The organism is Catenuloplanes indicus (assembly GCF_030813715.1).
GTDB lineage: Bacteria > Actinomycetota > Actinomycetes > Mycobacteriales > Micromonosporaceae > Catenuloplanes > Catenuloplanes indicus.
This window is the reverse complement of record NZ_JAUSUZ010000001.1, coordinates 8449151-8461759: the sequence shown is the minus strand read 5'-3', so window position 1 is coordinate 8461759 and position 12609 is coordinate 8449151. Positions and strand designations below refer to the sequence as shown.

Below are 12609 nucleotides of genomic sequence, written 5' to 3'. Positions count from 1 at the left end.
GTTCGAACCCTCGATGCCTATCCGTCGTCAACAGGTCGTCAACACCGCGCGGGCCTAATTGCAGAAAGCCCGGCACATCAGTACGAGGAGGAATCGACCCGTGCAGCGCATATCGCTCACCCCACGACCCGCCCCGGCACGGCACGTGCCGCCGCCGTCATCAGCCGGTCTCGGCTGGGCACTGCGGACCGTGCTGCGGGACTACCTGGCCCGGGCCGACGCGGTCCTGGCCACCGCGCCCGGCGGGCAGCACGGCTACGAGATCCTGGCCGCGGTCTCCGCGGGTGACTACGGCACCCAGATCTCGCTGGCGAACCGGCTCGGCATCCACCGCACGGTGGTCACCGACCGTATCGACGATCTGGAGCGGGCCGGCATGCTCCAGCGGCATCTGTCCGCCGCCGACCGCCGGGTCCGCCGCCTGGTGATCACGGACGCCGGCCGTGCCGTGCTGACCGAGCTCTCCGCCGGCCTGGAGGCGGCCGAGGAGGCGACGCTGGCGTCGCTCGACGAGGAGAAGCGCGAGCAGTTCCTGAACGCGCTCCACCTGCTGGCCCGCCGGCCGGTCGTGGCGGCCTGACCCGACACAGCACCGAACACCGGGTGGCAGCCCGATGTGCACCACATCGAATGGGGGGATCGATCTAGGGCGGAGCGCCCTAGATCGCGCCCATGCTTGAATCATGGGCATGATCCGCACACTCTCGGTCGAGGGCTACCGCTCGATACGCGACCTGACCGTGGAGCTCGCGCCGCTCACCGTCGTCACCGGCGCGAACGGCAGCGGAAAATCCAGTCTCTACCGCGCGCTGCGCCTGCTGGCCGAGGCCGCACGCAACGGCGCGGTCGCCGCGGTCGCGCGCGAGGGCGGGCTGACGTCCACCCGCTGGGCCGGACCGCCGCGCAAGAACAGCCCGGTCTCGATCCGCCTGGGATTCTCGGGTGACGACGGCGGCTACGCCATCGATCTAGGCTTGCCGGTGCCGAGCACCGGCTCGCTCTTCAACAACGATCCGGAGATCAAGCGCGAGGTGCTCTGGTCCGGTCCGCTGCTGCGCCCGTCCGCGGTGCTGGCCGACCGCGCCGGCCCGCTGATCTCGATCCGGAACGACCGGCGCCTGGAACCGGTCCTGGAGGCGGTCGCGCCGTACGACAGCATGCTCAGCGAGTACGCGGACGGCCCGCTGATCGGCATGCGGGAACGGATCCGGCGCTGGCGCTTCTACGACCACCTGCGCACGGACGCGGACGCGCCCGCGCGCCGGACCGTGATCGGCACCCGCACGCCGATCCTCGGCCACGACGGCGCCGACCTGGCCGCCGCGCTGCAGACGATCCGGGAGATCGGCGTCGAGGGCGAGCTGGACAACGCGATCGACGCCGCGTTCCCGGGCAGCCGCCTCGGTGTCGACGACGACCCGGACGGCCTCCTGCGGCTCACGCTCACCCAGCCCGGCCTGCGCCGCCCACTCGGCGCCGCGGAGTTCTCCGACGGCACGCTGCGCTACCTGCTGCTCGCCGCCGCGCTGCTGACGCCGCGCCCGCCGGAGCTGCTGGTGCTCAACGAGCCGGAGACCAGCCTCCACCCGGACCTGCTCGCGCCGCTCGCCGGCCTGATCGGCACCGCCGCCACCCGCTGCCAGATCGTGGTGGTCACGCACGCGGCCGCGCTCGCCCGCGCGCTCGGCGACGACGCGCACCGGATCGAGCTGATCAAGGAGGAGGGCGAGACCCGGGTAGCTGGTCTGGGCCGATTCGAGGCACCTGCCTGGCAGTGGCCGAAACGCTAATAAGATCCTGTTTGAGGCTTTGTCGGCGCGACGAGGGGTGACGCGATGGGTGCCTGGGGTCCCGGACCGCTGGACAACGACACCGCGCTCGACTGGCAGGACGCGCTGCTGCGCGCCGCCACGCCCGCGGACCGGGCCGTGGTGATCCGCGACGCGCTGGCGGCCGCCACCACCACCGGCTACCTCGACTACGACCTCGCGGCCGAGGCGATCGTGGCCGCGCTGGTGGTCGCCGCGTCGATGCCGGGCGGGCAGGCGCTGCGCTCCTCGGCCGGCCTGCCGGAGGAGGCGGACGGCATCCCGGTCGCGGCCGGCACGCCCGCGCTGGCACTGCGCGCGCTGGACCGGATCGTCGCGGACGACTCCGAGTGGCGCGCGCTGTGGAGCGATTCACCGCAGCTGTACGCGGAGGCGCTCGCGTCGCTGCGTGAGATCCGCGAACCGCTCGAGGCGGGCTGATGCTCGACATCCGCCGGATCTACGTCGAACCGGCCGCCGCTGCCTCCCCGCGCGGCGCCGAGATCCTGGCCCGCTTCCCGGACGCGGTGCGGGTCGGGGTGGAGAGCCACCACCGGATCCCGGAACTGTACGGCGACGAGACGAACGTCAACCGGTGGGTGCGGATCAAGCGCGAGGCGCTGGTGCTGGGCGTGAAGAAATCGCTGACCGCCCGCCCGAACGGCCGCTCCGCCGACTTCATCGCGCCGTCCACCGCGAACGGCTGCGCGATGGCCTGCGCCTACTGCTACGTGCCGCGGCACAAGGGATACAGCAACCCGATCACGGTCTTCACCAACATCGACAAGATCAGCGGGTACGTCCGGCGGCACGCCGGCCGGCAGGGTGCGAAACCGGAGCCGAACGAGTGTGATCCGCACGCCTGGGTCTACGACATCGGCGAGAACTCCGACTGCAGCGTGGACGCGCTGATCAGCGACAACGTCCGCGACCTGGTCACGCTGTTCCGGTCGCTGCCGAACGCGAAGGCGTCGTTCGCCACCAAGTACGTCAACCGCGACCTGCTCGGCTGGGACCCGCGCGGCCGCACCCGGATCCGGTTCTCGCTGATGCCCCCGCGGGACGCGAAGATCCTGGACATCCGGACCTCCCCGGTCGCGGACCGGATCGCCGCGATCGACGACTACGTCGCCGCGGGATACGAGGTGCACGTCAACCTCTCCCCGGTGGTGGTCCGGGACGGCTGGCTGGCGGACTGGGCCGAACTGCTCGACCGGCTCGACGCCGGCATCGGCCCGGCCGCGAAGGCACAGCTGGCCGCGGAGGTCATCTTCCTGACCCACAACCGGGACCTGCACGAGGTCAACCTGGGCTGGCACCCGAAGGCGGAGGAGCTGATCTGGCGCCCGGACCTCCAGCAGGGCAAGCGCTCGGAGAACGGCTTCTGGAACGTCCGCTACCGCACCGGGCACAAGGGCCGGTACGTGGCGGCGCTGGTCGATCTGATCGCCGAGCGCACGCCGTACTGCCGGGTGCGGTACGCGTTCTGACCCGCCCCGCTCAGCGCACGTGGCGGGCGATGCGCAGCGCGGTGCGGCCCCTGCGGCGAGCGCAGCCGCAGCGCCGGCACCGGCGCGAACCCGGCGGCCGGGTCCGGCACGCCCAGGTCGCGCAGCACGTCCAGCGCGTGCGCCGTGATGCCGTCCCCGCACGGCTTGTCGCGCGGGAAGTCCGCGCGGTCCACGAGCAGCACGTCCGCGCCGGCCCGGCGGGCGGCGAGCGCGGCGGCGGCACCGGCCGGCCCGGCGCCGACCACCACCACGTCGAAGCGAGCGGTCATCCGGCCATCGTGGCGCAGACGTCAGCTCATGTCGATGTCGAGCGCCGTCTCGCGCACATCCGGGTCCGGGTGCGTGCGCAGCGCCGCCAGCAGGCCGCGCCACGGTTCCGTCCAGCCGACCCCGGCGCCGTGCGAGACCAGCGCGACCGCGAACAGCCCACCGGCCGTGTCGCCGCGCGCGGTCAGCCGGGCGATCGCCCCGGGGTCGGACCACTCACGCAGGCTCTGCAGCCGGGTGGCCGCCCGATCGGCGAGCCACGCGGCCAGCACCGGCCGGGACGCGCACAGCTCCACGATCTCGTCCAGGTTGTCCAGCCGGCCCAGGTCGACGAGCAGGCCGGCGGCGAGACCGGTGAAGCCCGGCTGCCCGGCCAGCCACCGCGCCGGGCCGGTCAGCGCGGACCGGTCCGCGCTCGACGGCAGCGTGCGGGCCCGCAGGTAGATGCCGCGGACCAGCACCTCGATGCGGCGCCGCGCCGGCCGGTCCGCCGTCTCCCGGGGTTCGCCGCCGGGCCCGGCTCCACCGGCCGCCGCGCCTCCCGGCGCGGTGTCCAGGCCGGCCAGCGTGGTCATCGCGCGGGCGAGCACGTCCGGCCCGCCGGCGCGCAGCAGGCCGGCGATCTCCGTGTGGGTGAGCGACTCCCCGAGGTCGGTCAGCCGGGCCACGATCATGTCGTCGACACCGGTCAGCCACGGCGCCCAGCTCCGGAACTGCCCGAACGCGACCCGCCGCACCTCCCGGTCGTCCGCGTGCGCCGCGTCCACGATGAACTCGGCGTAGCGGCGCCGGTGCCGGGCCGCGATCAGGTACGGCTGCGCGGCCAGCACCGCCCGCCGGTCCTCCCGGCCGCCGCCGGCCGCGGTGCGCAGGATCGCCCAGCTGTCCTCCGTGCCGAGCTGCTGCCGGGCCGCGGAGACGATCGCGGCGCGCACGTCGCGGTGCTGGTCCGGCCGCGCGTAGGCGTCCCGCAGCGTCGCCATCACGGCCGGTGGCCCGGACCGGGCCAGCAGCCGGGCCGCCTCCTTGCGGCTGGTCACCTTCGCCGGCCCGGACAGCACCGGGCCCACCACCTCGACCAGCACCGACGGGGGTACGTACCGGGCCGCGCGCCCGGCCGCGTAGAGCGCGACCCGCGCCCGGTCGCCGTCCGCGTACCGCAGCAGGATCGGCAGCGCCCGGTCCGGCCGGTCCGTCCGGGCGAGCGCGCCGAGCGCCGCCTCCGCGATCGGCACCTCCGGGTGGTCGAGGTAGCGCAGCACCAGCTCACGGCCCGCGTCCGGGATCTCCGCCGCGGTCCGGATCGCCCACGCGCGCGGCCACACGCCCTGACCCGGATCCGCGGCGATCATCGCCTGCAGCTCAACGAAACGGGCCTGCTGCCGGGGCAGCCACCGTTCCGGGCGGGCCGGCCGGCCCGGCACCCACCGCGGCCCCTGCTGCACGAACCGGCCGGTGACCGGACGGTCCAGCACCCGGTCGAGCAGGTCCGTGCGGACCGTGCACATCGTGGACCAGACGATGTCCAGGCTGGCCGTGGACACGTCCCGGTCCAGCACCTCAGCGACCCGGGCGGCCCGGTGCCGCGGGTCGTCCAGCCACAGGTCGATCGCGGTCCGCGCGACTGACGGCAGCGTGTGCCCGCCGGTCGCCTCCCGGAGAAGTTCCTGCAGCTCGGGTACGGTCCGGGCACGCCGGCCGAGCGCGTGCGTGACCGCGAACAGCGGCCCGTAGTTCGCGCGTGCGATCCCGTCCTCGACCCAGCGGCGCAACCGGGCGAAGACCACGCGCTCCTGCCCGCGCCGCAGCACGGAACCGAAACGCCGCAGCACCGGTACGGCCGAGCCGCTGCTCACCAGGTCGATCGTGAGCAGCGCCCACTCACGCAACTCCGCGGCGTCCACGTGGTGGCGCAGCACGTCGGCGGCCAGGCGGCTGAGCGCGGACGTGGTCGCGGCGGACGCGTCCCGGGCCTCGGCCGCGTCCCTGGTCAGCCGGGTCAGGCCGGCCGCGGTCTCGGTGGTGAGCAGCGGCGCGATCGTCACCAGCGCGGTGACCGCGGACGCGCGCACCGGGTCCTGCTCGTTGCGCAGCCGGCCCAGCCGGGTGACCGTCTCGGCCACGGCCCGCGGGTCGCGGGAACGGCGGGCCGCGCCGATCAGCAGCGCGTATCCGCGTGCCCGCTCGTCCGCGTCGCCTGCGGTCAGCGCGCTCTCCAGCGCCGCCTTCGCGTCCGGCCAGGCCAGGTACGAACTCCAGGTGCGGACCTGGGTCTCGTGCTCGCGGATCCGGGGCAGGCGCAGCACCCGCGCCGCCTCCCGGATTCGGGTCGCGGCCGGCAGCGCCTCCATCACGCCGGTCGCCGGCAGGAGCATGGACGTGTCGGCGTCCGCCATGATCAGGTCGTACAGTTCGCCGCGCCGGTGCGGCGGGAGCGCGTCGAGGAACGCGGCCAGCGCGGCGCCGTGGTGCCGGAAGCGGACGCCGACCGGGGCCAGCTCGTCCGTGGGCAGCGCGGCCAGGCGGCGCAGCAGTCCGGGCGGCAGCGCGGTGCGTTCCAGCCAGCCGGTCCGGGCCGGCGCGGTGAGCAGCCGGGCGACCCGGCGCACGTCGTACGTCGCGAGCGGGCTGTACGCGCTGAGCGGGCCGGGCAGCGACTCCTCCGGGCCGTACCGTTCCAGCAGGTCCAGCGCCTGCGCCGGGTCGCAGCGCAGCACCGCGTGCACGACGTCGCCCCACACCCGGTCGCGTTCCTCGAGGCCGGCCCCGGCCAGCCGTTCGCGGGCCCGGTCCAGCACCACACCGGCGTGCCGGCGGACCAGCCGGCTCAGCCCGAACCCGTGCTCCAGCTCCGGCAGGAGCGCGCGTACGGTCTCGCTGCCGCAGCCGGGCAGCAGCGCGGCCGCCTCGTCGTCGCCGAACCGGGCCCGGACCTCGGGCATCAGCGCGTCCGCGACGTCCGGCGCGTGCCGCTGGCGCAGCGCGCGGTAGATCCGCCGCCGTTCCACCTCCGGGCGGTCCGCGTGCGCGTGGGCCGGCAGACCGGTGTGCGCGGCCGCGGCCAGTGCCTCCGCCCGCAGCGCCGGCACCGGGTCGCTCGCCACGGCCGTGATCCCCGCCGCGTCCCGCACCACCATCGCGGCGATCAGCGCGAGCCGGCGCTCGTAGACGCCCCGGCCGCGCAGGTCGGCGCAGACCTCGGCGCGATCCGGCGCGGTGCGCGCCCACCGGGCGAGCGTCGTCATCCGCGCCCGGTACGGCAGCGTCTCCAGCGATTCCAGCAGCTTGCGTGTTCCGGTCAGCACGGCGCCCATTGTGCCCGGGGCACCTCTCCCGGCGAGCGCGAATTTCCGCCAGGGTGACCCGGTGGACCTGCTCCCGAGAGCTGCGTGGGTCTTCGTTCGTGGTGACCACCCACGGCACTGACAGGGAGGCCGCCCGCGGCCGGCCGGTGCCCGCGGGAGCGTGCGGGACGCAACCCCGCCGGGAGCGGGAGAGCAAGGGTTTGAAAGGTCTGGAATCGGGTGCGGGGTAGGCTGCGCGGGTGGCGAGGTATTTCGACGTGCATCCGGACAATCCGCAGCCCAGGGCCATCGCGCAGGTCGTGTCGATCCTGCGGGAGGGCGGGCTGATCGCCTACCCGACGGACTCGTGCTTCGCGCTCGGGTGCCTGGTCGGCAACCGGGACGGGCTGGACCGGATCCGGGCGATCCGCGGGCTGGACGACAAGCATCACTTCACGCTGGTGTGCCGCGACTTCGCGCAGGTGGGGCAGTTCGTGCACATCAGCAACGCGGTTTTCCGGTCGGTGAAGGCGGCGATCCCGGGCAGTTACACGTTCGTTCTGCCCGCCACCCGCGAGGTGCCGAAGCGGCTGCTGCACCCGCGGAAGAAGACCGTGGGCGTGCGGGTGCCGGCACACGCGGTCACCCAGGCGCTGCTGGCCGAGCTGGGTGAGCCGCTGCTGTCCACCACGCTGCTGCTGCCCGGTGAGGACGAGGCGCCGGTGCAGGGCTGGGAGATCAAGGAACGGCTGGACCACCAGCTGGGCGCGGTGCTGGACTCGGGCGAGTGCGGCGTCGTACCGACCACGGTGATCGACCTGTCCGAGGAGGTGCCCGAGGTGCTGCGCGTGGGCGCGGGCGATCCGTCCCGGTTCGAGGCCTGAGCGGTGACCGGTCATCTGGACGCGCGGGTCGACGGCGCGGTCGCCACGGTCACGATCACGAACCCGCGCAAGCGGAACGTGATGACCGCGGACATGTGGCGCGCGCTGCCGTCCGTGCTGTCGGCCCTGGCCGCCGACCCCGCGGTCCGGGTCCTCGTGCTGCGCGGCGCGGGCGGCACCTTCTGCGCCGGCGCGGACCTGGCGAACATCGCGGAGGCGTACCCGGGCGGCGAGGACTCGATCGTCACGCGCGCCGAGGCCGCGCTGGTGACGTTCCCACGACCGACCATCGCGTACGTGGAGGGTTACGCGATCGGCGGCGGCTGCCAGCTCGCGGTCGCCTGTGACCTCCGGTTCGCGGACGCGGACGCGGTGTTCGGCGTGCCACCCGGCAAGCTCGGCATCGTCTATCCACATGCGAGCACCCGCCGGCTGGTCTCCGTGGTGGGCGCGGCGACCGCGAAGTACCTGCTCTTCTCCGGCGACCCGGTCGGCGCACCGCAGGCTGCCGCACTCGGCCTGGTGAACGAGATCGCCACGCCGGGCCGGCTGGCCGAGTTCACCGCCACGATCGCGTCCCGCTCGCCGATGTCGCTGGCCGCCGCGAAGGCGTTCGTGGAGTCCGACGACCCGGCCGTGATCGACCACTGGCACCGCACCGGCATCGCCAGCCCGGACCGGGTGGAGGGCGTGACCGCGTTCCACGAGAAGCGCCCACCCCGCTTCTGATCACGCTGCTTTGTGCGGGCTGTCTACCCTCGCGGATAACCACCCCGAGGGAGGTCCGAGATGGACGCGCCCACGTTGGTCTTCCTGCTCGTCGGCGGCCTCGGCGCGGCGGTCCTGACGCTGGCACTGCTGGGCGCGGGCGCGCTGCGCGCGGTGCACGTCGATCTAGGCGGGCCGGCCTCGGTGGAGTCGATCGCCGGTTTCCTCGGCGCATTCGGCTTCGGTGGTGCGATCGCGGTGCAGCTCCTGGGCGCGCGCTCGGCCGGTGCGGTGCTGGCCGCGGCGGGTGTCGGCCTGGCGGCGGCGGTACCGACCGCGTACCTCGCGGTGCGGCTGTCCCGCTGGGCCCGCAACATCCCCACCGACGGCACGCTGACCCGGGCCGACCTGGTCGGCGCGATCGGCGTCGTCGTCACCCCGATTCCCGTCCGAGGGTACGGCGAGGTGCGTGTGCGGGCCGGTGGCCTGCCGATGAAGCTGCACGCCCGCGCGGACACCGCCATCCCGCTCGGCACCGAGATCTTCGTGGTCGAGGCGCCGTCGGACACCAGCGTCGTCGTCGAGAAGCTCACGCCCTGAGGAGGGTCCCATGCCGATCCTGATCGCGACCGCCGGCGGTGTGCTGGTGGTGTTCCTCGTCGTGATGTTCGTACTCTCCCGGATCAAGGTCGCCGGCCCGAACGAGGCCTTCATCATCACCGGGCGCAAGGGCCGCTCGGTGACCGACGCGGAGGGCATCCGCTCCACCGACCTGTCCGGGCAGAAGGTCGTGATGGGCGCGTCCGTCTTCGTGCTCCCGGTCGTGCAGCGCAAGCAGTCGCTGGACCTGTCCAGCCGCCGGATCAGCGTGGACATCCAGGGTGCGGTCAGCAAGCTGGGCATCCGCGCGAACCTGCACGGCGTCGCGATCGTCAAGGTCGGCGGCACCGAGGACGCGATCCGCGCGGCCGCGCAGCGGTTCCTGCACCAGCAGAAGGAGATCGACCAGTTCACCCGCGAGGTGCTGGCCGGCTCGCTGCGCGCGATCGTCGGCCGGCTCACCATCGAGGAGATCATCGGCGACCGGGTCGCGTTCGCGAACGCGGTCGCGGAGGAGGCCGAGCACTCGATGACCAACCAGGGCCTGGTCCTGGACACGTTCCAGGTGCAGGACATCCTGACCGAGGGCACGTACCTGCAGGACCTCGGCCGGCCGGAGGCGGCCCGCGTGCTCAAGGACGCGGCGATCGCGGAGGCGCAGGCCCGGCAGGCGTCCGAGCAGGCCCGGCTGCTGGCGGAGGAGTCGGTCGCGGTCGCGGAACGGAACCTGGCGCTGCGCAAGGCGGAGATCCGCGCGGAGGTCGACGCGGCCGCGGCGCGCTCGGCCGCGGCCGGCCCGCTCGCCGAGGCGGAACAGAGCCAGGCCGTGCTGGCCGAACGCCGCAAGGTGGCCGAGCGCGAGGCCGAACTGAAGGAGCGCGAGCTGGACGTCGAGGTCCGCAAACCGGCCGATGCGGCCCGCTACCGGGTCGAGCAGGAGGCCGAGGCGCACCGCAACGCGGACGTGCTGGCCGCGGACGCGCGCCGGCAGGGCGCGATCGCGGAGGCGCAGGCGGAATCGGAACGGTCCCGGCTGGTCGGCGAGGGCGAACTGGCCCGGCGCACCGCGCTGGCCCGCGCGGTCGAACTGGAGGGCCAGGCCGAGGGCGCGGCCCGGCTCGCACTCGGCCGAGCCGACGCGGAGTCGATGCGGCTGAAGGCGATCTCGTTCGACCTGTACGGTGACGCGGCCACGCTGGACCTGCTGGCCCAGGTGCTGCCGAACGTGGTGGAGGCGGCCAGCCGGCCGATCGGCGAGATCGACAAGCTGACCGTGATCTCCACGGACGGCGCGTCGTCGCTGACCCGCGCGGTGGCCAGCAACGTGGCGCAGGGCCTGCAACTGGGCGCGGACCTGACCGGCGTGGACCTGGCCGGCCTGCTCGGCGCCCGCTTCCGCGGCCCGGACGGCAACGGCGACCGCCCCGCACCGGCGGTCCCGGCGGCATCAGCGGTGCCGGCGGCATCAGCGGTGCCGGCGGCATCAGCGGTGCCGGCGGCATCGGCGGTTCAGGCGGCATCGGCGGTTCAGGCGGCACCGAGCGTCAGTCGCGAACCGGCCGCTCAGTCTCCGGCCGGCCGCAGCGACGATCCGGCATAGTGCGGTGTCCGCCGGCATTCACCGGGTGCACGACCGTGAGCCGGGCGTCGTTCACGTCGCCGGAACGACGTGAACGGCGCCCGGGCCACCGGCACCGCAACCCGGCGAACGCCGGTGGCCGGCCTGGCGGCGGCGCGCACCGGCGGCGGGCGTCACCGCAGCGTGCCGGCCACCGGCCGCCGGGCCATGGTCAGCGCGGGGATCGCCGTCAACGCGGTCACCACGAGCAGCACCGCGCACGCGGCGGAGAGCATCCACCACGCCGGGGCGTACGGCTCCGCGCCGTACGTGTCGTTGGTGAAGCGAGCGATGCCGATACCGAGCGGCAGGCCCAGCGCGACGCCGGGCAGAGCCGGGAGGAGCTGGGAGATCGCCACGGCGGCGCCGGCCTGGGCCGGGGTGGCGCCGAGCGCGCGGGCCACCGCGAGCGGCCGTTCCGCGTCGAGCACCGCGGTCCGCGTGCTGACCACCGTGTTCAGCAGCGCGAGCACGCACACCACCGTGACGATCAGGAACAGCGCCGATCGGAGCCGTCCGCCACCGGTGTCGGGGATCGTCATGCCGCCGAGGTCGTCGAAGTCCGGTGGCTGGGCCAGCATGGTGAGCACGCCGGCGGCCGCGGTCATGGTGATCATCGTGTTGATCATGGCGAGCCGGGACCGGCGGGGGCGGCGGGTGCCGAGGCGTACGGCGATCAGCAGCGTGGCCGGCAGCCGGCGGGACAGTCCGATCAGGACGCCGTTGCGGCGCGGCGGCACCGTGGCGTCGGCGAGCGCGTGCACGGTGTCGGTGGTGGCCGCGCGCAGCACCGACCCCAGCGTGGCCACCACCGCGATCGTCAGCGCCAGCGCCAGCACGGACCAGACCAGCCAGGCGGGCGGCGGCGCGGTGCCGACCGTGCCGATCAGCCCGGCGCTGGGCCGGAACAGCACGGGCGCGGCCAGCCAGCCGGCGGCCAGCCCGGCACCGGCCGCGCCGAGCCCGATCAGCAGATGTTCGGTGAGCTGGACGGCCGCGATCAGGCCCGGCCCGGCGCCGACCGCCTTGAGCAGCCCGACCCGGCGCCGCTGCGCGATGACCCGCCCGCCGACGATCCCGGCGACGCCGGTGACGGCCAGGCCGGTCAGCAGCCAGCTGCCGATCAGCAGTGCCTCGAACGTCGGGCCGTACCGCCGCCCGGCCGAGTTGACGAAGTCCGCCGAGCGGCGGACGTGCCAGCCGCGGAACATCGGGTTCTTCTCCCCCGACTCCAGGCGGGTGAACGCCCGGGCCTGCGCCGGGCCGGCGACGGTCACGTTCAGGTTGTAGGAGACCGGCTGCGAGCCGGCGAGCGCGGGGACGTCGTCCCGGTGGACCCAGATCGCGCCGCCCTTCCAGACGTCGATCGACTGCGGCCGGTGCCAGTTCGCGTTCGGGAACGGCGACCGGGCGGCCGACACCGCGAGGCCGTCGACGCGCAGCGGACGGCCGCCGACGGTCACGACGTCGCCGACCCGCATGCCGAACGCGTCCGCGAACGCCAGCTCGACGACCGCACCGCCGGGCCGCACCCAGCCGCCGTCGGTCACGGCCGGCTGGTCGATCGCGACCGGCGCCGGGTCCCGCCCCTGCACGACCACGCGCGAGCGAAGACCCGCGAAATCAAGATCCAGGAACAGCAGCGGGTACGGCCCGGAGTGCCCGGTCACGTCCGGCCGCGCGGCGATCGTGGCCAGTGCGGCCAGCGCGTCCGGCCCGGTCATGGCCGGCTCGATCACCAAATCCGGCCCGCCGGTCGCCGCCCGGGTCCGCTCGTACGGCCGGGAGGCCAGCTCGTTCAGCGTCAGCCCGAGCGTCAGCGTCGCGGTCGCGGCCGTGATCGCGGCCAGCAGCAGCGCGGTCTCGGTCCGGCGCCGGGTCAGGTCCCGGCCGAGCAGCCGGAGAATGAGCAGCAGTCGCCCGGCCACG

General features: G+C 74.5%; 10 protein-coding genes and 1 pseudogene. 8 read left to right on the top strand and 3 right to left on the bottom strand.

The features are described 5' to 3' along the window. Positions 1–100: 100 nt before the first annotated feature. The 4 genes from J2S42_RS38020 to J2S42_RS38005 all read left to right on the top strand — a co-directional run bounded on the left by J2S42_RS38020 (position 101) and on the right by J2S42_RS38005 (position 3298). Positions 101–580, top strand: coding sequence for a MarR family winged helix-turn-helix transcriptional regulator (locus tag J2S42_RS38020; RefSeq protein WP_307247304.1), 480 nt, complete (start codon positions 101–103; stop codon positions 578–580). A 109-nt stretch (positions 581–689) separates the two neighbouring features. Then, entirely contained in the window at positions 690–1790 is a 1101-nt protein-coding gene (locus J2S42_RS38015) for an AAA family ATPase (protein ID WP_307247302.1), read from the top strand. A 45-nt stretch (positions 1791–1835) separates the two neighbouring features. After that, positions 1836–2249, top strand: coding sequence for a DUF4259 domain-containing protein (locus J2S42_RS38010; protein ID WP_307247300.1), 414 nt, complete (start codon positions 1836–1838; stop codon positions 2247–2249). Further along, positions 2249–3298 carry a spore photoproduct lyase family protein gene (locus J2S42_RS38005; RefSeq protein ID WP_307247298.1) on the top strand — a complete coding sequence of 350 codons (1050 nt, stop codon included), beginning with the start codon at positions 2249–2251 and terminating at the stop codon, positions 3296–3298. Before J2S42_RS38010 ends, J2S42_RS38005 begins: the two co-directional genes overlap by 1 nt. A gap of 23 nt (positions 3299–3321) precedes the next feature. On the opposite strand, the pseudogene J2S42_RS38000 reads toward J2S42_RS38005, so the two are convergent. Further along, a pseudogene (locus J2S42_RS38000) lies at positions 3322–3588 on the bottom strand (FAD-dependent oxidoreductase); the annotation flags it as partial. Positions 3589–3609: 21 nt separating this feature from the next. Further along, entirely contained in the window at positions 3610–6900 is a 3291-nt protein-coding gene (locus J2S42_RS37995; RefSeq protein WP_307247296.1) for a hypothetical protein, read from the bottom strand. Positions 6901–7130: 230 nt separating this feature from the next. Between J2S42_RS37995 and J2S42_RS37990 the strand changes: the two genes are divergently transcribed. From J2S42_RS37990 to J2S42_RS37975, 4 genes are read left to right on the top strand one after another with little or no spacing between them, the layout of a single operon-like run. Beyond that, the gene (locus J2S42_RS37990) at positions 7131–7754 is read left to right on the top strand and encodes an L-threonylcarbamoyladenylate synthase (protein ID WP_307247293.1); all 624 of its coding nucleotides are present in this window, start codon (positions 7131–7133) and stop codon (positions 7752–7754) included. A gap of 3 nt (positions 7755–7757) precedes the next feature. Then, the gene (locus J2S42_RS37985; protein WP_307247292.1) at positions 7758–8483 is read left to right on the top strand and encodes an enoyl-CoA hydratase/isomerase family protein; all 726 of its coding nucleotides are present in this window, start codon (positions 7758–7760) and stop codon (positions 8481–8483) included. 60 nt (positions 8484–8543) lie between these two features. Beyond that, entirely contained in the window at positions 8544–9062 is a 519-nt protein-coding gene (locus J2S42_RS37980; protein ID WP_307247290.1) for an NfeD C-terminal domain-containing protein, read from the top strand. Positions 9063–9072: 10 nt separating this feature from the next. Further along, positions 9073–10662 carry a flotillin family protein gene (locus J2S42_RS37975; protein WP_370879344.1) on the top strand — a complete coding sequence of 530 codons (1590 nt, stop codon included), beginning with the start codon at positions 9073–9075 and terminating at the stop codon, positions 10660–10662. Positions 10663–10814: 152 nt separating this feature from the next. Here the strand turns inward: J2S42_RS37975 and J2S42_RS37970 are convergent, their stop codons facing one another. Beyond that, positions 10815–12608: an FtsX-like permease family protein gene (locus tag J2S42_RS37970; RefSeq protein ID WP_307247288.1), complete on the bottom strand. Its 1794-nt coding sequence runs from the start codon at positions 12606–12608 to the stop codon at positions 10815–10817. Between the last annotated feature and the right edge of the window lies 1 nt (position 12609).

Coding starts and splice junctions, on each gene's coding strand:
- J2S42_RS37975 (WP_370879344.1), top strand. CDS start 9,073: ATGCCGATCCTGATCGCGACCGCCGGCGGTGTGCTGGTGGTGTTCCTC.
- J2S42_RS38005 (WP_307247298.1), top strand. CDS start 2,249: ATGCTCGACATCCGCCGGATCTACGTCGAACCGGCCGCCGCTGCCTCC.
- J2S42_RS37980 (WP_307247290.1), top strand. CDS start 8,544: ATGGACGCGCCCACGTTGGTCTTCCTGCTCGTCGGCGGCCTCGGCGCG.
- J2S42_RS38010 (WP_307247300.1), top strand. CDS start 1,836: ATGGGTGCCTGGGGTCCCGGACCGCTGGACAACGACACCGCGCTCGAC.
- J2S42_RS38015 (WP_307247302.1), top strand. CDS start 690: ATGATCCGCACACTCTCGGTCGAGGGCTACCGCTCGATACGCGACCTG.
- J2S42_RS37995 (WP_307247296.1), bottom strand. CDS start 6,900: ATGGGCGCCGTGCTGACCGGAACACGCAAGCTGCTGGAATCGCTGGAG.